Source organism: Ancylobacter sp. TW_SC_1 (genome assembly GCF_056836805.1).
In genome coordinates, this window is the sequence record NZ_CM166365.1 from 1,194,900 (window position 1) to 1,219,136 (window position 24,237).

A 24,237-nucleotide genomic window follows, 5' to 3' on the forward strand; every position below is an offset into this window, starting at 1 on the left:
CACCATCGGGCGATGAACGCTTCCGCCCGCCCCGTCTTCCGCTTCGCGCCGAGCCCCAACGGGCTGCTGCATCTCGGCCATGCGCGCTCCGCGCTGCTCAACGACGCGCTGGCGCGCCGCGCCGGCGGGCGCCTGCTGCTGCGCATCGAGGACATCGACGCGACGCGCTGCCTGCCCGCCTATGAGACGGCGATCCATCAGGACCTCGCCTGGCTCGGGCTCCACTGGGAAAGGCCGGTGCGCCGGCAATCCGAGCACATGGCGGACTATGCGGCGGCGCTGGAGCGGCTCGCCGCGATGGACCTCGTCTATGCGAGCTTCGAGAGCCGGGGCGACATACGCCGCGCGGTGGCGGACATCGCCGACTGGCCGCGCGACCCCGACGGGGCGCCGCTGTTTCCCTTTCCGCGCGCGGCGATGGGCGAGGCGGAGCGGGCGGCGCGAATGGCGGCGGGCGAACCTCATGCGCTGCGGCTCGACATGCCGCGCGCCGTGGCGCTGGCGTGGGAGGAGACCGACGCGGCCGGCGGCGCGCCTTGCACCGTCGCGGCCGATCCGCTGGCCTGGGGCGACGTGATCCTCGCCCGCAGGGACGTGCCGACCTCCTATCATCTCGCCGTGGTGGTGGACGACGCGCTGCAGGGCGTCACCCATGTGGTGCGCGGCGCGGACCTGAAGGCGGCGACCTCGGTGCACCGGCTGCTGCAGGCGCTGCTCGGGCTGCCGGCGCCGCTCTACACCCATCACGCCCTGCTCACCGACGCCGAGGGGCGCAAGCTGTCCAAATCCCTCGGCTCGCAGAGCCTGCGCGAGCTGCGCGAGAGCGACGTCACGCCGGAGGAGGCGCGGCGGATGGCGTTGGAAGGTGAATATTAGCCGGCTGTATATTGTGCGCGCCGTAACATGGATGTCACCGGGACAGGGTAGCGAGGGCTATTCTCCATCCGCCCCCCGACGGAGCCCCCCGATGCCCCCATTCTCCCGGCTGCGCGCCGCCGCCCTCCTTTTCCTCTCGCTCGCCGGCGCGGCGACCGCCGCCGCGCAGGCGCCGGACGGCCCGGCCGAACTCGGCCCGCGCCCCTTCTACCTCGTCGACCAGATGAGGGAGGGGCCGCTGAAGGACGAACTCGCCCGCTGCAAGGGGCCGTTCGCCACGAAGAACTTCTCCATCTCGCACCGCGGCGCGCCGCTGCAGTTTCCCGAGCATACGCGCGAGGGCTATCTCGCCGCCGCGCGCATGGGCGCCGGCGTGATCGAGTGCGACATCGCCTTCACCAAGGACCGCGAGCTGGTGTGCCGCCACGCGCAATGCGACCTGCACACCACGACGGACATTCTCGCCCGCCCGGAACTCGCCGCCAAATGCAGCGAGGGCTTCACGCCGGCGGACCCGGCGACCGGGCGCAAGGCCCGCGCCAAATGCTGCACCAGCGACCTCACCCTGGCCGAGTTCAGGTCGCTGAAGCCGAAGATGGACGCCGCCAATCCCAATGCGACGACCGTCGCCGACTACATGAACGCGACGCCGCGCTGGCGTACCGACCTCTATGTCGACCGCGCGACGCTCATGTCGCACAAGGACTATATCGCGCTGGTGAAGTCGCTCGGGCTCAAATTCACCCCCGAGCTCAAGGCACCGGAAGTCGCCATGCCGTTCGACGGTGACTACACGCAGGACGCCTACGCCCAGCAGATGATCGACGAGTACAAGGCGGCCGGTGTCGCGCCGCGCGACGTCTACCCCCAGTCCTTCCAGCTGCGCGACGTGCTGTACTGGCTGAAGGCGGAGCCGGAATTCGGCGCGCAGGCGGTGTTCCTCGACGACCGCGACGAGACCACCAAGGGCTTCGACAACATGAAGCCGGAGACGTGGGCGCCTTCCATGCAGGAACTGGCGGACCAGGGCGTGAAGATCCTCGCCCCGCCGCTGTGGATGCTGGTGACGGCGCGCGACGGCAGGATCGTTCCCTCGCGCTATGCGCAGGAGGCCAAGCGGGCGGGGCTGGGCCTCATCGCCTGGTCGCTGGAGCGTTCCGGCCCGCTGAAGGATGGCGGCGGCTATTACTACCAGTCGATCAAGTCGATCACCGATCGCGACGGCGACACGCTGGCGCTGCTCGACGTGCTGGCGCGCGAGATCGGCGTGATCGGCGTGTTCTCCGACTGGCCGGCGACGACGACCTTCTACGCCAACTGCATGAAGCTGGACTGAGGATAATCAGCGTCATCCCGGCCGAGCGTCAGCGACAGCCGGGATCCCTCTTCCTCTCGCCCAAGATTCTGCCCACGATCCCGGCGCGGTCCTGCGGACCGTCCGGGATGACGGCAAAACCTAGCTGACGCCGAGGATGAGGAACCAGACCGTCACGGTGAACAGGCTGGCGGCGGTCGACAGCGACACGGCGCTGGCCGACGCCGTGACGCCGGCCTTGTAGCGCTGCGCCAGCAGATAGGCGTTGATGCCGCAGGGCATGGCGGCGAACACCACCGCCACGTCGGCCCAGACCGGCGGCATGGGCAGCACCCGGGTCAGCGCGTAGACGATGGCCGGGTGCACCACCAGCTTCAGCGTGGAGATGACGACGGCCGGGCCGATGTCGCCGCGGATCGGATAGCGGTGCAGGGCGAGGCCGAGCGAGACCAGCGCGCACGGCACCGCCGAGGCGGCGAGCATGTCGAGCGTCTGCTTGAGCACGCCGCCCGGCACGTAGCCGGCGAGCTTGGCGATGCCGCCGGCATAGATGCCGAGCAGGATCGGGTTGAAGGCCAGCATCCGGCCGAGCCGGCGCAGCGTGGCGAGCGACAGGCCGGCCCCGGCGCCTTCCGCCAGCACGGTCGCCACCACCATCATGATCGGCAGGTGGATGGCGATGAGCAGGAACAGCGGCACCGCGCCTTCCGGCCCGAAGGCCTGAAGGATCAGCGGCACGCCGACGAACACCGTATTGGCCTGGCCGGAGGTGAAGCCGTGGATCACCGCCTCGGTATGGGCGCGGCCGAACAGGCGGCGCGCCGCCGTCATGCCGAGGGCGAAGACGATGAAGGCGCCGGTGAAATAGGCGATCCAGTAGCCCCAGGGCTGGCCTTCCTGCGGCAGCTGCGCCTCGGCCAGCGTCTTGAAGATGAGCACCGGCACGGCCAGCCCGAACACATATTCGGACAGGCCCTCGGCGGCACGCTCGCGCAGATGGCCGGAAAGCGAGGCGACGAAGCCGAGCCCGATGAGCCCGAAGACCGGCGCCACGACCAGGCCGATGGCGCCGAGCTGGGCAAGCATGGCTCAGGCCGCCGCTTCGTTCGAGGCGCTCGAGACGAGGTGGGAGGTCCGTACCGGCACCATCACGTCGATCCGCGCCCACAGGCGTTCGGCGATCTCGGGCGAGGCAACGAAGGCGATCTCCGCCCGCATGTCGCCGAGATTGGCGGGATCGACCCGGCCATTCGCCGGACCGTCGAGCCGGATGCGCGTCGGCTGGACGTCGTGGATGGCGAAGGGTTCGAGCAGGCGGAGCATGAGGTTGGGATGGGCATCCGCCTCGACGACGAGGCGATGGCGACAAAGATCGACGGTCATGATTGCGTCCGATGACGAGAAGGCTGGGGGAGGTCGCGCGTCAGAAATCCCGGCCGAACATGTCGGCCGGGCGACGAATTCGCCGTCCCGCGCTCAGGCGCCCGCTCTCGATCGAAACGATCATCATGGCCCGGAAGCTAGGCGTCGCGCGCGCCCTCGTCAATGGTGACGGGGGAATTCGGGCGCGCGCGTCGCTCTTGCCGGATCGCCGCTCAGGGCGCGGGCGCGGCGGCGGGGGGCTCGCCGTCGAGCAGCAGGTAGCCCTCCGGGTTATCGGGGCACAGGCCGCCGGCGCATTCGAGCACGGTCGAGACGCCGTTGCCGAGCGCCAGCAGCGCGATCAGCGCGAAGGCGGCGAGCGCCAGCCCGCCGAGCCGGCGGACGGCGGGGGCGGGTTCGAACTGCCGGTCGAACAGCAGCAGCAGCGCGCAGCCGGCGACGATGACGATGAAGAGGAGCAGCGCCCAGCTGTAGAAGTGCAGCCCGAAGATCGCCGCGCCGAAGGTGCCGGTGCCGGGCACGATGTGCAGCAGGACCTGCCGGGCGGAGACCATCCCGCCGGCCATCGCCGAGAGGATGGCGATGGCGTAGTGGCTCGGCCGGGGACCGAACTTGACGTTGAGCGCCAGCCCGACGCCGACGCCGACGAAGCCGGCGCGCTGCAGGATGCAGAGCGGGCAGGGCAGCTCGCCGCCGACGAACTGGTCGTAGAAGGCGACCAGCAGCACCGCGCCGATGGCGAGAAGGCCGAGCACGTTGAGCTGGCGGGAGAGTTCCGGGGTGAGGAGGCCGCGCGGGGTTTCAGCGTTCATGGCGCCCTCCTCACAGCACGATGTCGAGGGCGTCGGTGGCGTGGGCGCGGAACAGCGCCACCAGCACGACGATCGAGACGAGCCAGGCGACGACCGCGAGGCCGCGCTGCCCGACCCCGGCAAAGGCCAGGGCGAGAAACAGGCCGAAAAAGGGAAGGCTCATCATGATGCTGCATGCTCCGCTGCGCCGCCGGCAAATGCTACCGCACATGAACAAAGCAGGAGACGGACGCAATGTCATGACGCATCGCGGCGGCGCTCCTGAGTTTACAGGAAACTCTGCGGGTCGATGTCGATTTCCACCTTGAGGCTGCCGGTGGCGCGCGGCGCCGCCGCCATCCAGGCGCGGACATAGGCGGAGAGGTCGAAGCCGCGCTCCGAGCGCGCCAGCAGACGGTAGCGGTGGCGGCCGCGGATCAGCGCCAGCGGCGCCTCGGCGGGTCCGAGCACGCGTACCTCATTGGTGAAGGGCGAGCAGGCGGCCAGCGCCCTCGCATGGGACTGCGTCGCATGGGGATCGGTGCCGGAGACGACGAGGGCGCAGAAGCGGGCGAAGGGCGGCAGGTGCGCTTCCTCGCGGATGGCGATCTCGCGGTCATAGAAGGCGTCGCGGTCACCGGCCACCAGCGCCTGCATCACCGGATGTTCGGGCATGTAGGTCTGCAGGAAGGCGCGGCCTTCCACCTCATGGCGGCCGGCGCGGCCGGCGACCTGATGCAGCAGCTGGAAGGTGCGCTCGGCGGCGCGCGGGTCGCCGTGCCCCAGCCCGACATCGGCGTCGATCACGCCGACCATCGCGAGGCCGGGGAAGTTGTGGCCCTTGGCGACGAGCTGGGTGCCGATGATGATGTCGACCTCGCCGTCCTCGATGGCCTTCAGCTCGGCGCGCAGCCGCTCGACCCCGCCGGCGAGGTCGCTTGAGAGTACCTGCAGCCGGGCCTCCGGCATCAGCTTCGCCGCCTCTTCGTGCAGCCGCTCGACGCCGGGCCCGCAGGGGATGAGGGAGTTGGGCTCATGGCAGTTCGGGCACTCGCTGGGCACCGGCATGGCATAGCCGCACTGGTGGCATTCGAGCCGGCGGCGGAAGCGGTGCTCGACCAGCCAGGACGAGCAGGAGGGGCATTTTATGCGGTGGCCGCAGGTGCGGCAGAGGGTGAGCGGGGCATAGCCGCGCCGGTTGAGGAACAGCAGCGCCTGCCCGCCGGCCTCGACGGTGCGCTCCATCTCGCGCGCCAGGCGCGGGGCGATCCACTGGCCGCGCGGCGGCCCCTCGCGGCGCAGGTCGATCGGCTCCAGCCGCGGCACCTTGGTGCCGGCGAAACGCTCGGGCAGAGCGAGGCGCGTGTAGCGTCCGCGCCGCGCGTTCACCTCGGTCTCGATGGAGGGGGTGGCTGAGACGAGGGCGATGGTGGCGCCCTCCATCCGCGCGCGCACCACCGCCATGTCGCGGGCGTGGTAGTGGACGCCGTCCTCCTGCTTGTAGGCGCTGTCGTGCTCCTCATCGACGAGGATCAGGCCGAGGTCGCGGAACGGCAGGAACAGCGCCGAGCGCGCGCCCACCACCACGCTGACCTCGCCCGAGGCGACGCCGCGGAAGAGGCGCCCGCGCCGTTTCGTCGACACCGCCGAGTGCCATTCCGCCGGGCGCACGCCGAAGCGGCGGGCGAAGCGATCGAGGAAGGTCTGGGTGAGGGCGATCTCCGGCATCAGGATCAGCGTCTGCCGGCCCTGCCGGATCGCCTGCGCCACCGCCTCGAAATAGGTCTCGGTCTTGCCGGAGCCGGTGACGCCGTCGATGAGGAAGGGCTGGAAGGCGCGTGCCTCCACCGCCTCCACCAGCCGGGCGGCGGCCTCGGCCTGCGCCGGCAGCAGATCGGGGCGGGAATGATCGGAGTCGGGCATCTCGGCGGCAGGCTCGGGCGGCAGCACGAGCGTTTCCAGCACACCGTCATCGACGAGCCCGTCGACCACCGAGGGCGAGACGCCGGCCTCGCGCGCGGCTTCCGTCTTGGAGCGCACGAAGCCGTCCTGCAGCGCGGCGATGACTTTCTGCCGCGCCGCGGTGCGCCGCTCCGGCCGGTGATCGGTGAGGCGCACGCCGGTGCGCTCGCGGGCGATGCCGGCGCTCTCGTCATGGCGCAGCGCGAGGCGCAGCACCATGCCGGGCGGCGTCACCGTGTACTCGGCGATCCAGCGGATGAAGGCGATCATCGCCGCGTTCAGCGGCGCGACGTCGTAGCGGCGCTGGATCGGCTTGAGCCTGGCCGGATCGACCGGCTTGGGGTTTTCCGCCCGCGGCCAGACGCAGCCGAGCATGTTGCGCGTGCCGAGCGGCACCACCACGATATCGCCGACCGCGACCTCCATCCCCTCCGGCACGCGGTAGGAATAGGCCGAGCCGATGGCGACCGGCAGCAGCACGTCGACGACGCTTTCGCGCGGGGGAAAGAGCGGGGTGGAATCGGCGGAGCGGGGCATGGCAGGCCTTCATAGCGCATCCGGGCGGGGCGCGTCGCCGGGGGCGTCGCGACGCCTTCGCGTCGCCGTCCCGCGGACGATCCCGGACATTGCCTGCGGCAATTCCGGGAGGACGACGCGCCCGAAGGCGGCGACGAAACCTAAACCCTTCTCATGCTAGGCTCCCCGGCGATTTGGAGAGCGGGCGCATGGCAAGCAGCGATGCACAGAAGGCGGAACGGGCCGAACGGGGGCTGCTCGCAGGCGCGGCGCCGGATGTCGCGGCGGCGCTGTCGGGCTGGCTCGGGCGCCTCGGCCATGAGCGCCGGCTCTCGCCGAAGACGCGCGAGGCCTATGCGCGCGACGTGGCGACCTTCCTGTCGATCCTCGCCCGCCAGCTCGGCCGGCAGCCAAGCCTGGCGGATATGGCGGAGCTTCAGCCGCGCGACGTGCGCGCGGTGATCGCGACGCGCCGCGCCGAGGGCATCGAGGCGCGCACGCAGATGCGCTTTCTCGCCGCCGCGCGCTCCTTCGGCCGGCATCTGGAACGCGAGGGGCTCGGCAAGGTCGGGGCGCTGACGGCGGTCCGCGCGCCCCGCATCGCCCGCACCCTGCCGCGCCCGCTGGCGCCGGCGGATGCGCGCGCCCTGTCCGATCCGGCCACGCGGGCGGGGGAGGCGCGCGAGAGCTGGGTTCTGGCGCGCGACGCGGCGGTGCTGGCCTTGCTCTACGGCTCCGGGCTGCGCATTTCCGAGGCGCTCGGCCTGATGCGCCGCGACATGCCCGAGCCCGGGCGCGGCGACCAGATCATCGTGCATGGCAAGGGCGGCAAGACCCGCATGGTGCCGGTGCTGCGGCAGGTGCTGGAGGCGATCGACGCTTATGCCCGCGCCTGCCCCTATGAGCTGGAGCCGGCGGCGCCGCTGTTTCGTGGCGTCAAGGGCGGGCCGCTTTCCCCGCGCATCGTCCAGCTCGCGGTGGAGCGCATGCGCGGCGGGCTCGGCCTGCCGGACAGCGCGACGCCGCACGCGCTGCGCCATTCCTTCGCGACGCATCTGCTGGGGCGCGGCGGCGACCTGCGCTCGATCCAGGAACTGCTCGGCCATGCCTCGCTGTCGACCACGCAGATCTATGCGGCGGTGGATTCGGCGGCGCTGATGGCGGCGTGGAAGGCCGCGCATCCGCGCGCGCGGTAGGTTGCGCGGGCGCGATAGATTCCGCGTGCGACAGGCGCCCGGCGGGAGGAGAACGCGATGACCCTGATCCGCCCGATGATCGAGCACATGTCGATCGGCGTGAGCGACTATGCGCGCTCGCTCGCCTTCTATGACGCGGTGCTGGCGCCGCTCGGCTTCGTGCGGGTGTCCTCCCACATCGAGCCGGAGGGCGAATCGGCCTGCTGGGGACCGCCCGGCGAGCTTCCCTCGCCGGAGGGCACGCCCGGCGCGGCGCCGTTCTGGATCCAGCACCGGGCCGATTCGATCACGCCGGCGCCGGGCTTCCATCTCGGCTTCATCGCGCCGGACCGCGCGGTGGTGCGCGCCTTCCATGCCGCCGGGCTGGCGGCGGGCGGGAGCGACGCCGGCGCGCCGGGCCTGCGCCCGCATTATGGCGAGGGGTATTATGCAGCCTTCCTGCTCGATCCCGACGGCTGGAAGATCGAGGCGGTCACCTACACGGATGCGTGAAGTGGCGGAAAATGCGGCGCCGGGCGGCACCGGGGAACCGCCCGCGGGCTTTTCACCCTGCGGAAGCTGGGCGACACTCCGGCCATTGGACCCCACTGCAGAGGAGACCGTTCGATGAAACGTCTCGTGACCGCTCTGTGTGCGCTTGCCTTTACCACGGCCGTCGCCGGAACCGCCTTCGCCGATTGCCCGGCGCATGCGGCGAAGGAGATCAAGACCGAGGTCAAGGGTACCTGACGATCCGCCTGCTCCCCCTCGACAACGGCCCGGAAGGCGACTTCCGGGCCGATTTTCGTGCGGGGGCCGATTTTCGTGCCGGGGACGCCGGCGCGGCTCACATGTGGATGGCGCGCTTCTCCACCGCCATCGCCGCTTCCTTCACCGCCTCGGAGCGGGTCGGGTGGGCGTGGCAGGTACGGGCGAGGTCCTCGGACGAGCCGCCGAACTCCATCAGCACCGCGCATTCATGGATCAGCTCGCCGGCCTCGACGCCGATGATGTGCGCGCCGAGCACGCGATCGGTCGCCGCGTCGGCGAGGATCTTCACGAAGCCGTCGGTCTCGTCATTGGCCTTGGCGCGGCCATTGGCGAGGAAGGGGAACTTGCCGACCTTGTAGGCGATGCCGGCCTGCTGCAGCTCCTCCTCGGTCTTGCCGACCGAGGCGACCTCCGGCGAGGTGTAGACCACCGCCGGGATGACGTCGTAGTTCACATGGCCGGCCTGCCCGGCCAGCAACTCGGCCAGCGCCACGCCCTCGTCCTCGGCCTTGTGGGCGAGCATCGGGCCGACAATGGCATCGCCGATGGCGAAGATGCCGGGCACGTTGGTGCGGTAGTAATGGTCGGTGACGACGCGGCCGCGGGTGTCCTTCTCGACGCCGAGCGCCTCCAGCCCCAGCCCTTCCGTGTAGGGCACGCGGCCGATGGCGACGAGCACGACGTCGGCCTCCAGCACCTCGGCGGTGCCGCCGGCGGCGGGCTCGACCGAGACCTTCAGCGTCTTGCCCTTGGTGTCGACGCCGGTGACCTTGGAGCCGAGCTTGAACGCCACCTCTTGCTTCTGCAGGATGCGCTGGAACGACTTGGCGACGTCGAGGTCCATGCCGGGCAGGATACGGTCGAGATACTCGACCACCGTGACCTGCGCGCCGAGGCGCCGCCACACGCTGCCGAGCTCCAGCCCGATGACGCCGGCGCCGACCACGAGCAGCTTGCCCGGCACCTTCTCCAGCGCGATGGCGCCGGTGGAGGAGACGATGCGGGTCTCGTCGATCTCGATGCCGGGAAGCCTGGCCACGTCCGAGCCGGTGGCGATGACGATGGCCTTGGCTTCCAGCGACTGCGTGGAACCGTCGGCCATGGCGATGTCGACCTTGCCCGGCGCGGGGATGCTCGCCGTGCCGTGATAGGTGTCGATCTTGTTCTTCTTCATCAGGAAGGCGACGCCCTTGGTGTTGCCTTCCACCGCCTGGTCCTTGAAGCCGAGCAGGGCCTTGAGGTCGAGCTTGGGCGTGCCGACGCCGATGCCCATCTTGGCGAAGCTGTGCCCGGCCTCGTCGAACAGGTGCGAGGCGTGCAGCAGCGCCTTGGAGGGAATGCAGCCGATGTTGAGGCAGGTGCCGCCGAAGGTGGCGCGCTTCTCGACCACCGCGACCTTGAGGCCGAGCTGGGCGGCGCGGATGGCGCACACATAGCCGCCGGGGCCGGTGCCGATGACGACAAGATCGTAGGACATAGGACGCAGCTTCCTTGGATTCCTAAGGTGATCAGCCTGCCTTCTGGACAGCCAGGCGAAGGCCGAGCAGCACGAAGGTCGCGCCGGTCACCCGGTTGAACCAGCGGCCGCAGGCCGCGAAGCGGGCACGCACGGCGGGATTGGTGAAGAACAGCGTGACGCCGGCGAACCAGGCGATGAGCGCGGTCGCCATGCCGATGCCATAGAGAAACGACACCGCCGCCGGCGTCTCATGGCTCACGAGGGCGGTGAAGAGCGAGAGGAAGAACAGCACCGGCTTCGGGTTCAGCGCATTGGTGAGGAAGCCCATGCCGAAGCAGGCCGGCAGCGAGAGCGGCCGGCGCGACTCCGCCCCGGCAGCCAGTTCGCCCTCGTCGATCTCCAGCGGCTTGTCGAAGAACGACTTCACCCCGAGATAGAGGAGATAGGCCACGCCCAGCCATTTGATGAGCGCGAACAGCGTCAGCGACTGCGAGACGACGAGGCCGATGCCCAGCAGCGTGTAGCTGATGTGGAACAGTAGCGAGGCGCCGATGCCGAAGCTGGTGACGAGCGCGGCGCGCCGGCCATGCACCACGCTCTGGCGGACGACGAGGGCGAAATCCGCCCCCGGCGCGACGATCACCACCGAAAATACGGCCATCAGCGCCGCGAATTCGCTGAAGTAGGTCATTGTCTTCTCCGCCGAAGATCAGGTTCCGGTCACAGATCCAGCACGAGGCGGGTCGGGTCTTCCAGGGCTTCCTTGACGCGCACCAGGAAGGTCACGGCGCCCTTGCCGTCGACGATGCGGTGATCGTAGCTCAGCGCCAGATACATCATCGGGCGGGCGACGATCTGGCCCTTGACCACGACCGGGCGCTCCTCGATGCGGTGCATGCCGAGAATACCGGACTGCGGCGCGTTGAGGATCGGGGTCGACATCAGCGAGCCGTAAATGCCGCCATTGGTGATGGTGAAGGTGCCGCCCTGCATGTCCTCGATGCCGAGCTTGCCGTCGCGGGCCTTGCGGCCGAGGCCGGCGATGGCCTTCTCGATGCCGGCGATGGACAGTTCGTCGGCATTGCGCACCACCGGCACGACGAGGCCCTTGTTGGTGCCGACGGCGATGCCGACATGGTAGTAGTTCTTGTAGACGAGGTCGGTGCCGTCGATTTCCGCATTGACCTCGGGCACGTCCTTGAGGGCCTGGATCACCGCCTTGGTGAAGAAGCCCATGAAGCCCAGCTTCACGCCGTGCTTCTTCTCGAACACGTCCTTGTACTGCGCGCGCAGGCTCATCACCGCCGACATGTCGACATCGTTGAAGGTGGTGAGCATGGCGGCCGTGCTCTGCGCATCCTTCAGCCGCTTGGCGATGGTCTGGCGCAGCTTGGTCATCTTCACGCGCTCTTCGCGCGCGGCGTCGTCCGCGCTGGAGGGCGCGCGGGCGGCGACCGGGGCAGGAGCGGCGGGGACCGGGGCGGTGGCGATGGCCGCCAGCATGTCGCCCTTGGTCACGCGGCCATCCTTGCCGGAGCCGGCGAGCAGGGCCGGGTTGAGGCCGCTCTCATTGGCGAGCTTGGCGACCGCCGGGCCGTTCGAGGCGGCGGCGGGCATGGCGGGCGCCGGAGCGGCGGCCTTGGGAGCCTCGGGAGCGGGGGCCGCGGGAGCTGCGGGCTTGGCGGGCGCCGCCGGCGCCGAACGGACCGCCGCGCCGCCTTCGCCGATCGAGCCGAGCAGCGCGCCGACGCCGACCGTCTCGCCGTCCTTGGCGATGATCTCGGAGAGCACGCCGGCCGCCGGCGCGGGCACCTCGATCGTGACCTTGTCGGTCTCCAGCTCGACGATGGGCTCATCGGCGGCGACGGCGTCGCCCGCCTTCTTGAACCACTTGCCGATGGTTGCCTCGGTGACCGATTCGCCCAGCGTCGGAACGCGGATCTCGGTGGCCATGCTCGTTCTTCCTCACCGTTTGCCAGCCGTGCGGCCGGCACTCCCTCGGGTCTTGCAGACTCAGGTCTTGCGGATGGTCAGCCCAGGGCGTCCTGCAGGAACGCCTTGAGCTGCGCCAGATGCTTGGACATCAGGCCCGTCGCCGTGGCGGCGGAGGCCGGACGGCCGGTGTAGCGCGGACGCGACGAGGCCGAGCCGGCCTGTTCGAGCACCCATTCCAGATAGGGCTGCACGAAGGCCCAGCCGCCCTGGTTCTTCGGCTCTTCCTGGCACCACACGACTTCCGCCTGCTTGAAGCGGCCGATCTCCTGCGCCAGCGTCTTGAGCGGGAAGGGGAAGAGCTGTTCCACGCGCAGGATGTAGATGTCGTCGATGCCGCGGCGCTCGCGCTCCTCGTAGAGGTCGTAATAGACCTTGCCCGAGCACAGCACGACGCGGCGGATCTCGCCGTCCGGCTTCAGATTGATCGCCTCGGGCAGCTTGTGGCCGGAGGCATTGTCGGCATCGTCCCACAGCACGCGGTGGAACGAGGTGCCCGCCGCCATCTCGTCGAGCCGGGAGACGGCGCGCTTGTGGCGCAGCAGGCTCTTCGGCGTCATCAGGATCAGCGGCTTGCGGAAGTCGCGCTTGAGCTGCCGGCGCAGGATGTGGAACAGGTTCGCCGGGGTGGTGCAGTTGGCGACCTGCATGTTGTCCTCGGCGCACATCTGCAGATAGCGCTCCAGGCGGGCCGAGGAGTGCTCGGGACCCTGGCCCTCATAGCCGTGCGGCAGCAGGCAGACGAGTCCGGACATGCGCAGCCACTTGCGCTCGCCCGACGACAGGAACTGGTCGAAGATCACCTGCGCGCCGTTGGCGAAGTCGCCGAACTGGGCCTCCCACAGGGTCAGCGCGTTCGGCTCGGAGAGCGAATAGCCATATTCGAAGCCGAGCACGGCCTCTTCCGAGAGCATCGAGTTGATGACCTCGTAATGGGCCTGGCCCTCGCGGACATGGTTGAACGGGGTGAAACGCTCCTCGTTCTCCTGGTCGATCAGCACCGAATGGCGCTGCGAGAAGGTGCCACGCTCGCAATCCTGGCCGGACAGGCGGACCGGGTGGCCGTCGAGCTGCAACGTGGTGTAGGCGAGCGCCTCCGCCGTCGACCAGTCGATGCCGGCGCCGTCCTCGAGGATCGCCTTGCGGCGGGCGTCGAGGAAACGCTGGATGGTGCGGTGGAGGTGGAAGCCCTCCGGCACGGTGGTGATCCGGTCGCCGATCTCGCGCAGCACGTCGAGCGCGACGCCGGTGACGCCGCGGCGCGGATCGTCCTCGGCGGCGGCGGCCTTGAGGCCGGCCCAGCGGCCGTCGAGCCAGTCGGCCTTGTTCGGCTTGTAGGCCTGGCCCGCCTCGTACTCGGTGTCGAGGCGGGAGCGCCACTCGGCGCGCATCGCGTCGATCTCGTTCGGCTCGATGACGCCTTCGGCCTCGAGCTTGCGGGCATAGAGCTCGAGCGTGGACGGGTGCTGCTTGATGGCCTTGTACATCAGCGGCTGGGTGAAGGCCGGCTCGTCGCCCTCATTGTGGCCGAAGCGGCGGTAGCAGAACATGTCCACCACCACCGGCTTGCGGAAGCGCTGGCGGAACTCGGTGGCGATCTTGGCCGCGAAGGTCACGGCCTCGGGGTCGTCGCCGTTGACATGGAAGATCGGCGCCTCGATGGTCTTCGCCACGTCCGACGGATAGGGCGAGGAGCGCGAGAAGCGCGGATAGGTGGTGAAGCCGATCTGGTTGTTGATGATGAAGTGGATCGAGCCGCCGGTGCGGTGTCCCTTCAGTCCCGACAGGCCGAGGCATTCGGCCACCACGCCCTGACCGGCGAAGGCGGCGTCGCCGTGCAGCAGCAGCGGCAGCACCTGGGTGCGCTCGCCGTCGCCGAGCAGGTCCTGCTTGGCGCGGCACTTGCCGAGCACCACCGGGTCGACGATTTCGAGATGCGACGGGTTGGCGGTGAGCGACAGGTGGACCTGGTTGCCGTCGAACTCGCGGTCGGACGAGGCGCCGAGGTGATACTTCACGTCGCCGGAGCCCTCGACCTCGTCGGGCGCCCAGGAGCCGCCCTTGAACTCGTGGAACAGCGCGCGGTGCGGCTTGCCCATCACCTGGGTGAGCACGTTCAGGCGGCCGCGATGGGCCATGCCGAACACGATCTCCTTCACGCCGAGATTGCCGCCGCGCTTGATGATCTGCTCGAGCGCCGGGATCAGGCTCTCGCCGCCGTCAAGGCCGAAGCGCTTGGTGCCGGTGTAGCGGACGTCGAGGAACTTCTCGAAGCCCTCGGCCTCCACCAGCTTGTTGAGGATGGCGCGCTTGCCCTCGCGGGTGAAGGTGATCTCCTTGTCCGGCCCCTCGATGCGCTCCTGGATCCACGCCTTCTCCTCGGGGGAGGAGATGTGCATGAACTCGACGCCGAGCGTGTGGCAGTAGGTGCGCTGGAGGATGGCGACCATCTGGCGGACGGTGGCGAACTCCATGCCGAGCACGTGGTCGATGAAGATCGGCCGGTCGAGGTCGGCCTCGCGGAAGCCGTAGGAGGTCGGGTCGAGCTCGGGCGCGGCGCGCACCGGCTCGAGGCCGAGCGGGTCGAGCTTGGCGTGCAGGTGGCCGCGCATGCGGTAGGCGCGGATCATCATCAGCGCCTTGACCGAATCGCGGGTGGCCTGCTGCACGTCGGCCGAGGTCAGCTCGACGCCGGCCTTCTGCGCCTTCTCGGCGGCCTTGGCCTTGACCTTCTCGCCGACCGCCTTCTCCAGCTCGATCCAGTTGCCGTCCATGGCCGAGACCAGCTCGCCATTGGCGTGGATCGGCCAGCCCTGCTTCTTCCAGGAGGCGCCGCGGGCGCTCTTCTCCACGTCGGCCGGGGCATCCTTCAGCCCGGCGAAGAAGGCCTGCCACTCGGCGTCCACCGAATTGGGGTCGGCCTCGAAGCGGGCATAGAGATCCTCGATCCAGGCCGCGTTGGCTCCGTAGAGGAAAGAGGTGTTGAGGAAGGTCTCGTTCACGTCCGCGCGCGACATAGTCGGCTCCTGGGGGACCATCTCGGGTCCAGTGGCAGTGCTTTCTTGCCGAAGATCGCCAGAAGCCGGTGCCCCGGGCTCACTGCGGTGCTCCGGAGAGCGGAGCGAAAGTCGGGTCGTCCTATATAGCTCTCGTATTCACGTCGGGAATGCCGCAGGAATGCGGCACTGGGATGCGAAAACGCATCGCATCACCCACAAGCAATATCGGCACCACCGTAGGGCGCCGCCAGCGGCGGGGCGATCCCCGCCGCCATCATCGGGCCCGAAGGCCGTTCACGTCCTCGCGACATCCGATCCCGAGGCCCGCCGCACGCCGAGGGCGCGCGGCGTTCCGTCCTCACTTGCCGAGGTCGGGCGCGATCTTCTGGCACTCGCCGACCAGCTCCTGGACGGAGGCGATCGACTTGTCGAGCATGGCGCGCTCGGCGCCGTCGAGCTCGATCTCGACGATGCGCTCCACGCCGTTGGCGCCGACGATCACCGGCACGCCGAGATAGAGGTCCTTCACGCCGTACTGGCCGGTGAGATAGGCGGCGCAGGGCAGCAGGCGCTTCTTGTCTCTGAGATAGGAGGTCGCCATCTCGATGGCCGAGGCGGCCGGCGCGTAGAAGGCCGAGCCGGTCTTGAGCAGGTTGACGATCTCGCCGCCGCCCTTGCGGGTGCGGTCGACGATGGCGTCGACCTTCTCCTGCGAGGTCCAGCCCATCTTGACGAGGTCGGGCAGTGGAATGCCGGCGACGCCGGAGTAGCGCACCAGCGGCACCATGTCGTCGCCATGGCCGCCAAGCACGAAGGCGGTGACGTCCTCGACCGAGACGTCGAACGCGTCGGCCAGGAAGAAGCGGAAGCGCGCCGAATCGAGCACGCCGGCCATGCCCACGACCTTGCTGGTCGGCAGGCCGGAGGCCTTCTGCAGCGCCCACACCATGGCGTCGAGCGGGTTGGTGACGCAGATGACGAAGGCGTTGGGCGCGTAGGTCTTGATGCCGGCGCCCACCTGCTCCATCACCTTGAGGTTGATGCCGAGCAGGTCGGAGCGGCTCATGCCGGGCTTGCGCGGCACGCCGGCGGTGACGATCACGACGTCGGCGCCTGCAATGCCCTCATAGCCGTTGGTCCCCACCAATTCGGCGTCGAAGCCGAGCACCGGTGCAGCTTCCGAGATGTCGAGGCTCTTGCCCTGCGGGATCCCTTCCGCCACGTCGAAAAGAACGACGTCGCCGAGTTCCTTGAGACCGGCGAGAAGGGCGAGAGTGCCGCCGATCTGGCCAGCCCCGATCAGTGCAATCTTTGCTCGAGCCATGAGATTTCCTGACTTTCCGAGGGGAGGGTGCGGCGCTCCGCCGCGCGGGGGTTCCGATAGACCTTATCGTCGTTTGGTTCAAGCGATGAAGGCCGTCAGCGTAAATACGGTCGACTACGACTTTCGGTCAGAACATTGGTATACTGAATACGCAGGCTTTAGCGCCGCCGGCTGGCGAGATCTTCCATCAGCTCGATCTGTATCGATTGTATCTCGGCAAGACGCTCCCATTGACGGGTGAGCATGTGGTCCATCTTCTCGTGCAGGTGGCGGATCTCCAGTTCGGCCTTGAGATTGACCCGGTAGTCGTTCTCCGAGCGTCGGCGGTCCTTCGCCTCCTGTCGTTTCTGGCTCATCATGATGACGGGCGCTTGAAGGGCGGCGACGCAGGACAGCACGAGGTTCAGCAGGATGAACGGGAACGGGTCGAAGGCGCCGAGCGCGCCGGCGACGTTCAGCGCCATCCAGAGATTGATGAAGACCACGAAGGAGATGATGAAGGTCCAGCTGCCGCCGAAGGAGGCGATGGCATCGGCGGCGCGTTCGCCGAAGGTCCGGCCGCTCTCGATCTCCTCCTCGACATTCTCGGTGAGGATGTCGTTGGCGGCCAGGCTCTCGATGACGTCGTGGTCGAGCTGGCTGAGGTCGCCGCGCTCGGCCTGCAGCGTGGCGGCGATGTAGGCGGCGCGCTCCTTGGCGAGGGCCGCGCGGGAGATATAGGCGTCTTCCGGCAGGTCGGGATGCATGGACCGGATGTGGTCGGCCATCGCCGGGCGGAGCATGTCGAGCCGCACGCCGTCGCGCGCCGACACGATGTGCCCGGTGAGCGCGCATGTGTGCGGCGGCGTCTCGTGCTTGGAATGGGGACGACTGCTCATGCCGGGAGCGTCCGTGCTGACGTGGCGGGACTAGCAGATTTGGCCGCGCGGTGGCGCGGTTCAATCCTCGGTGTCAGGTCTCGACGAGGCCCGTCGTGTTGCCGCTGGCCTGCGAGTCGCCGCGGCCGTGCGGACGCGCAATATAGTCGTCCGAGCGCATCTCGTGCAGCCGCGAGACGGTGCGCGCCCATTCGAACGCCTCCGCCCCCTCGGTGCCGAGATAGAGCCGCTCCGGCTCGGCGGGAGCCGAGGCGACCACCTTCACGCCCTTCTCGTAGAGCTCGTCGATCAGCGTGATGAAGCGCTTGGCCTCGTTGCGCCGGTCCTGGTCGAGCTGGGGAATGTGGTCGATGACCAGCGTGTGGTAGGCGCGGGCAAGACGCAGATAGTCGGTGGCGCCGAGCGGCGCGCCGCACAGATCCTCGAAGGAGAAGCGGGCCGCGCCGCCGCCCGCGCGCGGCACGGCGATGCTGCGCCCGCCCGAGGAGATCCGCGCCGGGGCGCCGCCGTCGATGCCGGCAACGCGGTGCCAGACCTTGTCCATCTCGCGGTCGACGTCGGCCATGGTCTCGTGCGCGGCCGGCACGTACCAGGTGCGCGCGCCGCCGAGCTTCTCCATGCGGTAGTCGGTGGGCGAATCGATGCGCACCACCTCCATGTGCTGCGCGATCATGGCGATGAAGGGCAGGAACAGCGCGCGGTTGAGGCCGCCCTTGTAGAGGTCTTCCGGCGCGACGTTGGAGGTGGCGACGATGACGACGCCGAGGTCGAACAGCTTCTCGAACAGGCGGCCGAGGATCATCGCGTCGGCGATGTCGGTGACGTGGAACTCGTCGAAGCACAGCAGCCACGCTTCCTCGTAGAGCGCGGCGGCGACGATGGCGATCGGGTCGGCGTCCTTGAGGCGGCCCTGCTTCATGTCGGCGCGCACCTGGAAGATGCGCGCGTGCACGTCGGCCATGAACTCGTGGAAATGCGCGCGGCGCTTGCGCTTGCGGACCGCGACGCTCTCGTAGAACAGGTCGACCAGCATGGTCTTGCCGCGTCCGACCGAGCCGTGGATGTAGAGCCCGCGCACCTTCGGGATGGTGTCCTCGCGCCGGGCGAAGAGCCAGCCGAGGGCGGAGGACTTGCGCGCCAGACGCCGGCTCGCGATGCGCTGCTCGAGCTGGGCGAGGGCGGCGACCACCTTTGCCTGCCCGGGATCGGGCAGGATGTCGCCGGCCGCCATGCGGGCGACATACCGCGCCGCCAGCACCGAACCGCCGGCTTCCGCCGCCACCGTTTCCACCATATCGGGCCACCCCCGCAATGTTGCAGCGCACGCTTAGCCGCAGAGGGCGCGTGCAGCAAGCTCCGCGCTGTCCGCGATCGCGGGATCGTCCCCCCCCCGGCGCGAACCGGACAGGACCTCGCAGGGCACGCGGCGCCGTCCGCAATCCGTGCCGGGTGCCTCGTCCATGCAAGAAATGCATGGCTGAGTTGCGGGAACCGTGCATGTTGCCATCGCGTTGTTCGTCTCTTGCCTTGACGCTGTCATGGTCGTTCCCGCAAAGTCGACCTGTCCATGAGCCAGGGCGGAGCCCGGATGCATTTGCGGTGCGTTAGCAAGGTCGGCAGGGCGGTTCCGGAGATCTGCCTGATCGTTCTCACGGTGTGCGGCCTCGCCTCGCCGCTCGATGCGGCTTCGGCACTGGAGCGCAAGAGCGCGACGGGTCCCAACCTGCCATCCTCCGCCATCGTCATCGATGAGGACAGCCGCCTGACGCGGGACGAATATGCCGTCGCCAACGGCATGAGCGCGGCGACGGTGGCCTCGCGCTTCGGCGCCACCGGGCTGGTGCGCTGCGGTTCGGCGGTGGGCACCGGCCAACTCGTCGGCTCCGGCAACGTGCTGGTGACGGCGGCGCATGTGCTGTTCGCCCCTGGCGGCGAGCCGCGCGGCCGGGGCACGAGTTGCACCTTCGACATCACCGCGGGCGGGCGCCGGCAGGTGGTGCCGATCGACGTCGACAAGGTCGTGTGCGGCGCGCGCGAGCCTTATGCCGAGCCGGCGGTGAAGGACTGGGCGGTGGTGCCGCTCGCTACCGCGGTCAGCGGCGCCAAGCCCTATATGCCGGCCAGGACCATGAGCGTGCCCGGCGAGATCGTGCTCGCGGCGGCGGCGCGGGCGGGCGGGCAGGAGAGCTACTCGCTGCAGAACTGCCGCGCCCGCAAGGTGACGGCGACGACGGCGAGCGGCCTGCGCGAGGTGGCGATCGACTGCGACGCCGAGGGCGGCGTGTCGGGCGCCGCGATCCTGTCGACCGACGGAGCCTTTCTCGGCGTCTATGTCGGCTTCCGCTCGGCCCATCCCGGCAAGGTGGGGCCGTTCTCGATGAGCCACTACAATTTCGGCCTCACCGCCGAGGGCTCGCTGCGCCAGGCGATCACGGAAGTGGTCGGCAAGAGCCGCGCGCTCAGCGCCAGCCGCTGAGGTCGCCGCCGGAGCGCGGCGGCCGGTAATTCCACTGCATTGGCCGCCGTCTGAATGAGGCGTAGAGTGGGCGCCGGCTCGTCGATGTCGCATGCGAGCCATGCAGGCGCAGGAGTTGCATTGTTGTGCGGTGCGCATATTTATGCTGCACCGCAGTAACGACAGGCGGTCCAACCAGGCCAAGCCATGACAGTTTCCGCAAATGCTTCCGTGACGGAGGGCCGTGTCGAGCCCGCTCTCGCCCCGCATGCCCCTGCCGGCGAGCGGCCCGACGGCCATATCCGCAAGCTTCTGCCGGCGGAGCGGCACCTTCTGCTGGAACATCTGCTGCGTCTGGACCCGCTGAGCCGCTTCATGCGCTTTGGCGGCGTGGTCTCCGACAATTCGCTCGCCCGGCACGCCAACCGCGTGGTCTCGGGCGATGCGAGCGCGGTGGGCTATTTCGTCGATGGCGAGCTGCGTGCCGTCGCCGAGCTGCATCCGCTGACCAAGCGCGCCGGCAAGCCGACCTCCGCCGAGGCCGCCTTCAGCGTCGAGCGGCCGTGGCAGGGCAAGGGCATCGGCTCGGCCCTGATGCGCCATCTCGTGCTGCTGGCGCAGAATCGCGGCATCGAGGAACTGCAGGTCGTGTTCCTGCCCAATAACAGCCCGATGAAGCACCTCGCCGTGCACCACGCCGCCGAGCTGAAGCTCGACGACGAGGAGATGGTCGGGCGCATGCGCGCGCCGCGCGCCACGCTGTTCTCGCAGACCCGCGAATTCCTCGGTGACATCTTCGCCATCTTCTCCTCGGCCTTCGATCTCCAGGAACGCATGCTGCCGCCGAACATGCGCGGCAACTGACGTCGGCCCGCGTTCGGCGCGGGCGGACGATGCGTGCGGCGGATCACCGACGCGCCACGCCTTGACTTGGCCTTGATCGGGCATGAGACAGGGTGGCCTTTGCCTCCAATTCGCCCTGGACGATGTTTCTCAGCCCTGCCGCACCCGATCCTGCCATCGGCGACCGTCTCGCTGCGCCCCATGGGCGCCACCTGATGCGTGCGATCGCCCGTTCGCTCGTCCCGCGCGCCTTCGCGCTTGCGGCGGCCGCGCTGGTCGCCCTCGCCTTTCTCATCTGCGCCGGCGCCGGCTGGGCACAGATCCCGGTCGAGCAGCAGCAGGTGCAGGAGAAGCTGGAGGGCCAGCGCGCCATCGTCGATGGCGTCGAAGCGGGGCTGGGGCGCGACGGGCTGCGCTCGATCGACCTCGACGAATTGCGCAACCGGCTCGATCCGGTGCGCACCGATCTCGCCGCCGGCATTGCCGCGCTTGAGCCGCTGCTGGCCAATCTCAACCACCGCGTCAAGGAAATCGGCCCGAAGCCGGCGGCCGATGCCCCGCCGGAAGACGGCTCCATCGTTTCCGAGCGCGACACGCTCACCGCGCGCGCCACCGAGCTCGACGCGGTGCTGAAGCAGGCCAAGCTGCTGAAGGTGCGGGCGGACCAGCTCTCGGACCGCGTCACCAGCCGCCGCCGGGCGCTGTTCACCGACACGCTGCTGGCGCGCTCCCACAGCATCCTCGACCCCTCGCTGTGGCTGGCGGCGGCGGCGGCGGTGCCGGGCGAAGTGCGCGGCATCAACTATCTGCTGAACGACTGGGCCGCCTACGCCAATGCGCGCATGCCGCCGCTCGGCCAGATCGCGGTCGCCTTCGGTGCGCTGGCGATCATCGGGCTGATCTTCCTAGCGCGCAGCGTGCTCGCGCGGCCGTTGCACCGCGCCGAGCTTGGCGTGCAGGGCGAGCCGCTCTCGCGGCTGCGGGCCTGCGGGCTTTCCGCTCTGGTCGCCCTGTTGCGGATGGCGGCGGCACCGGCGGCGGCCGCCGCCGTGATGGCCCTGCTGAACGGCTTCGATCTGCTGCCGGCGCGTGTCAACGAAATCGCCGATGGCCTCCTCCTCGCGGTCCTCATCGTTGCCGTCGGCCGGGGCCTGCTGGATGGCGCGCTGGCGCCCGGCGAGCCCCAGCGCCGCGTCGTCCCGCTCTCGGACGCCATGGTCCGGCTGATCTACGGCCATGCGGCGGTCGGACTGTGGATCCTCGGTGCGGCGGCGCTGCTCGCCGCCGTGCACCGCGCCCTGGTGGCTCCGGTGCCGCTCTCGGTGGCGACCAGCGCCACGATGTCGCTCTGCCTGGTGCTGGTGGCGGCGCGCAGCATGCGTGCGCTCAACGCGCTCTCCGGCGATGGCGACGACGATGCCAATGAGCGCACGCCCCAGGACGGCAAGCTCCAGGACGGCAAGCTCCAGGACGACAAAGCCGACGATGGCAAATCCCAGGATGGCAAGGACGGCCCCTCGGCGGGCCTGCTGAACTGGATCCGGTTTCCGTTCTGGGTACTTAATCTTACCATCCTCGGCGCGCTGGTCGGCGGCTATGTGACCTTCGCCACCTTCCTGGCCTCGCGCGCGCTGGTCGCGGTGGTCATGGCCGGCACGCTCTATCTCGTCGTGGCGCTGATCAATTCGGTGTTCATCGATGCCTTCGCCACCGGCCCGCGGGCGCGCCATGCGGCGAAGACGCTCGGCGTGCGCCCGGCGAGCCTCGAACTGCTCGCCGTGCTGGTGGCGGGGCTGCTGAAGGCGGTGGCGATCATCGGCATCGTGGTCGTGGTGGTGGGCACCTTCGGCACCTCCACCTCGGACCTCGCCGATCTCGCGCGCCGCGCCACCTTCGGCTTCACCATCGGCAGTTCCACGATCTCCATCGGCGACATACTGAGCGCGGTGCTGTTCCTGGTGATCGGCATCGTCATCGCCCGCGCGGTGCAGCGCTGGTTCGCGGTGGCGATCCTGCCGAAGACGGCGTTCGACCAGAGCCTGCAGAACTCGATCGCCACCATCATCGGCTATATCGGCTCGATCACCGTGATCGCCATGGCGATGGGCCAGCTCGGGCTCAACCTCGAGAACATCGCGCTGGTCGCCGGTGCGCTCTCGGTCGGTATCGGTTTCGGCCTGCAATCCATCGTCTCGAACTTCGTCTCGGGGCTGATCCTGCTGGCCGAGCGGCCGATCCGGGTGGGCGACACCATCTCGGTGAAGGGCGAGGAAGGCTATGTGCGGCGCATCAGCGTGCGCGCCACCGAGATCGAGACCTTCGACCGCGCGGCGGTGCTGATCCCCAATTCCGACCTCATCACCGGCATGGTGAAGAACTTCACCCACGCCAACACCACGGGCCGGGTGATCGTGGCGGTCAACGTCGCCTATGATGCGGACGCCGACGAGGTGCGCGACATCCTCATCGGCTGCGCCTGCGATCATCCGCAGGTGCTGCGCAGTCCGCCGCCGCGCGTGTTCCTGATGGCGTTCGGCGACAGCTACCTGAAATTCGAGCTGCGGTGCGTGGTGGCGAATGTCGATTACGCGCTGACCGTGAAGAGCGACCTGCATTTCGCCGTACTCGACCGCCTGAAGACGGGCAAGATCGGCATTCCCTATACGCCCTGGAACGTCTATCGCGGCGGGCGCATCGGCGACCAGGCGAGCGGCGACGAGGCGAGCGGCGACGACGACACCTGACCGACCCACATGCCCGAGGCCCGGCCGGCAAGACCTCCGCTCCGCGCGACTTCCTCCCTTCGAGAGAACCCCATGTCCTCCTTCCTGATGAAGCGCCTCGCCGGAATGCTGCTGGTGCCGCTGCTGCTCGGCGGCTGCGCCGCCGGACCCGCGGTGACGCCGGTCGACGAGACCTTCTACGCCAACATCTCCAAGGGCGGCGCGCTCGACCCGCAGGCGGCGGCCGCGCTGATCAGCGACTACCGGCGCGGCCGCGGATTGCCGGCCGTCACCATCGACCCGGTGCTGATGACGGTGGCCGAGCGGCAGGCCAAGGCGATGGCCTCCGCCGACAAGCTCTCGCACGACATTGGCGGGCGCGGGCTCACCACGCGGCTGAAGGCGGCGGGCTTCAGCGGGCTCAAGGCGGCGGAGAATGTCGGCGCCGGCTACCACACGCTGGCCGAGGCCTTCTCCGGCTGGCGCGACTCGCCCTCGCACAACAAGAACATGCTGATGGCCGGGGCGACGCGGCTCGGCATCGCCGCGGTGCGCGCGCCGCGCAGCAAGTACAGCGTCTACTGGGCGATGGTGATCGCCGTGCCGGATACGCGGGCCGAGGCTGCCGAGGCGGCTGCAACCGCCACTGCAAGCACCGCTGCCGGCGCTGCTGCCACCTCACAGGCTGCAAGCAGCAGGGCGCCGGCTGCCGCCTCGCCCGTCGGCGGCACGCAGGTGCTGCTCAACGGCGCGCCGCTGCCGGGGCAGTAGGCGA

21 protein-coding genes are annotated in these 24,237 nt (G+C 69.4%); 9 read left to right on the top strand and 12 right to left on the bottom strand.

Going from position 1 to position 24,237, the window contains the following annotated elements; genetic code table 11:
- Positions 1-12: 12 nt before the first annotated feature.
- Both gluQRS and AC1PZ7_RS05575 read left to right on the top strand, forming a co-directional pair.
- Complete coding sequence (gluQRS, locus tag AC1PZ7_RS05570; RefSeq protein ID WP_482358514.1) at positions 13-876, top strand: tRNA glutamyl-Q(34) synthetase GluQRS; 864 nt, start codon at positions 13-15, stop codon at positions 874-876.
- Between the two features lie 91 nt (positions 877-967).
- On the top strand, positions 968-2,212 hold the full coding sequence (locus AC1PZ7_RS05575; protein WP_482358515.1) for a glycerophosphodiester phosphodiesterase family protein: 1,245 nt from the start codon (positions 968-970) through the stop codon (positions 2,210-2,212).
- Between the two features lie 120 nt (positions 2,213-2,332).
- Here AC1PZ7_RS05575 and AC1PZ7_RS05580 read toward each other — a convergent pair whose 3' ends face one another.
- From AC1PZ7_RS05580 to AC1PZ7_RS05600, 5 genes are all read right to left on the bottom strand, one after another.
- Positions 2,333-3,277 (bottom strand): AEC family transporter, encoded by a 945-nt coding sequence (locus AC1PZ7_RS05580; RefSeq protein ID WP_482358516.1) that lies wholly within the window; start codon positions 3,275-3,277, stop codon positions 2,333-2,335.
- Positions 3,278-3,280: 3 nt separating this feature from the next.
- Positions 3,281-3,574, bottom strand: coding sequence for a hypothetical protein (locus tag AC1PZ7_RS05585; RefSeq protein WP_482358517.1), 294 nt, complete (start codon positions 3,572-3,574; stop codon positions 3,281-3,283).
- Between the two features lie 212 nt (positions 3,575-3,786).
- Positions 3,787-4,386 (bottom strand): disulfide bond formation protein B, encoded by a 600-nt coding sequence (locus AC1PZ7_RS05590; protein WP_482358518.1) that lies wholly within the window; start codon positions 4,384-4,386, stop codon positions 3,787-3,789.
- 10 nt (positions 4,387-4,396) lie between these two features.
- Complete coding sequence (locus AC1PZ7_RS05595) at positions 4,397-4,552, bottom strand: DUF5993 family protein (RefSeq protein WP_482358519.1); 156 nt, start codon at positions 4,550-4,552, stop codon at positions 4,397-4,399.
- 101 nt (positions 4,553-4,653) lie between these two features.
- Positions 4,654-6,864 (bottom strand): primosomal protein N', encoded by a 2,211-nt coding sequence (locus AC1PZ7_RS05600; RefSeq protein ID WP_482358520.1) that lies wholly within the window; start codon positions 6,862-6,864, stop codon positions 4,654-4,656.
- Between the two features lie 188 nt (positions 6,865-7,052).
- Between AC1PZ7_RS05600 and AC1PZ7_RS05605 the strand changes: the two genes are divergently transcribed.
- The 3 genes from AC1PZ7_RS05605 (at position 7,053) to AC1PZ7_RS05615 (ending at position 8,768) form a co-directional block, all read left to right on the top strand.
- Positions 7,053-8,039 carry a tyrosine recombinase XerC gene (locus tag AC1PZ7_RS05605; protein WP_482358521.1) on the top strand — a complete coding sequence of 329 codons (987 nt, stop codon included), beginning with the start codon at positions 7,053-7,055 and terminating at the stop codon, positions 8,037-8,039.
- 75 nt (positions 8,040-8,114) lie between these two features.
- Complete coding sequence (locus AC1PZ7_RS05610) at positions 8,115-8,531, top strand: VOC family protein (RefSeq protein ID WP_482359574.1); 417 nt, start codon at positions 8,115-8,117, stop codon at positions 8,529-8,531.
- A gap of 114 nt (positions 8,532-8,645) precedes the next feature.
- The gene (locus AC1PZ7_RS05615) at positions 8,646-8,768 is read left to right on the top strand and encodes a hypothetical protein (RefSeq protein WP_482358522.1); all 123 of its coding nucleotides are present in this window, start codon (positions 8,646-8,648) and stop codon (positions 8,766-8,768) included.
- A gap of 97 nt (positions 8,769-8,865) precedes the next feature.
- Here the strand turns inward: AC1PZ7_RS05615 and lpdA are convergent, their stop codons facing one another.
- From lpdA to zapE, 7 genes are all read right to left on the bottom strand, one after another.
- Positions 8,866-10,266: a dihydrolipoyl dehydrogenase gene (lpdA, locus tag AC1PZ7_RS05620; protein ID WP_482358523.1), complete on the bottom strand. Its 1,401-nt coding sequence runs from the start codon at positions 10,264-10,266 to the stop codon at positions 8,866-8,868.
- A 31-nt stretch (positions 10,267-10,297) separates the two neighbouring features.
- The gene (locus tag AC1PZ7_RS05625) at positions 10,298-10,939 is read right to left on the bottom strand and encodes a LysE family translocator (RefSeq protein ID WP_482358524.1); all 642 of its coding nucleotides are present in this window, start codon (positions 10,937-10,939) and stop codon (positions 10,298-10,300) included.
- Between the two features lie 29 nt (positions 10,940-10,968).
- Entirely contained in the window at positions 10,969-12,201 is a 1,233-nt protein-coding gene (odhB, locus tag AC1PZ7_RS05630) for a 2-oxoglutarate dehydrogenase complex dihydrolipoyllysine-residue succinyltransferase (RefSeq protein ID WP_482358525.1), read from the bottom strand.
- A 77-nt stretch (positions 12,202-12,278) separates the two neighbouring features.
- Positions 12,279-15,257, bottom strand: coding sequence for a 2-oxoglutarate dehydrogenase E1 component (locus AC1PZ7_RS05635; RefSeq protein WP_482358526.1), 2,979 nt, complete (start codon positions 15,255-15,257; stop codon positions 12,279-12,281).
- Between the two features lie 340 nt (positions 15,258-15,597).
- Positions 15,598-16,563: a malate dehydrogenase gene (mdh, locus tag AC1PZ7_RS05640; protein WP_482358527.1), complete on the bottom strand. Its 966-nt coding sequence runs from the start codon at positions 16,561-16,563 to the stop codon at positions 15,598-15,600.
- Positions 16,564-16,721: 158 nt separating this feature from the next.
- Positions 16,722-17,441, bottom strand: a complete 720-nt coding sequence (locus AC1PZ7_RS05645) for a DUF1003 domain-containing protein (protein ID WP_482358528.1) — start codon at positions 17,439-17,441, stop codon at positions 16,722-16,724.
- A gap of 73 nt (positions 17,442-17,514) precedes the next feature.
- Positions 17,515-18,735: a cell division protein ZapE gene (gene zapE, locus AC1PZ7_RS05650; RefSeq protein ID WP_482358529.1), complete on the bottom strand. Its 1,221-nt coding sequence runs from the start codon at positions 18,733-18,735 to the stop codon at positions 17,515-17,517.
- A gap of 300 nt (positions 18,736-19,035) precedes the next feature.
- Here zapE and AC1PZ7_RS05655 point away from each other — a divergent pair, with 300 nt between their 5' ends.
- The 4 genes from AC1PZ7_RS05655 (at position 19,036) to AC1PZ7_RS05670 (ending at position 24,233) form a co-directional block, all read left to right on the top strand.
- Positions 19,036-19,917: a trypsin-like serine peptidase gene (locus AC1PZ7_RS05655; protein WP_482358530.1), complete on the top strand. Its 882-nt coding sequence runs from the start codon at positions 19,036-19,038 to the stop codon at positions 19,915-19,917.
- Positions 19,918-20,127: 210 nt separating this feature from the next.
- Positions 20,128-20,760, top strand: coding sequence for a GNAT family N-acetyltransferase (locus tag AC1PZ7_RS05660; RefSeq protein ID WP_482358531.1), 633 nt, complete (start codon positions 20,128-20,130; stop codon positions 20,758-20,760).
- Positions 20,761-20,954: 194 nt separating this feature from the next.
- Positions 20,955-23,483: a DUF3772 domain-containing protein gene (locus AC1PZ7_RS05665; protein ID WP_482358532.1), complete on the top strand. Its 2,529-nt coding sequence runs from the start codon at positions 20,955-20,957 to the stop codon at positions 23,481-23,483.
- 72 nt (positions 23,484-23,555) lie between these two features.
- Positions 23,556-24,233, top strand: coding sequence for a CAP domain-containing protein (locus tag AC1PZ7_RS05670; protein ID WP_482358533.1), 678 nt, complete (start codon positions 23,556-23,558; stop codon positions 24,231-24,233).
- Positions 24,234-24,237: the final 4 nt, after the last annotated feature.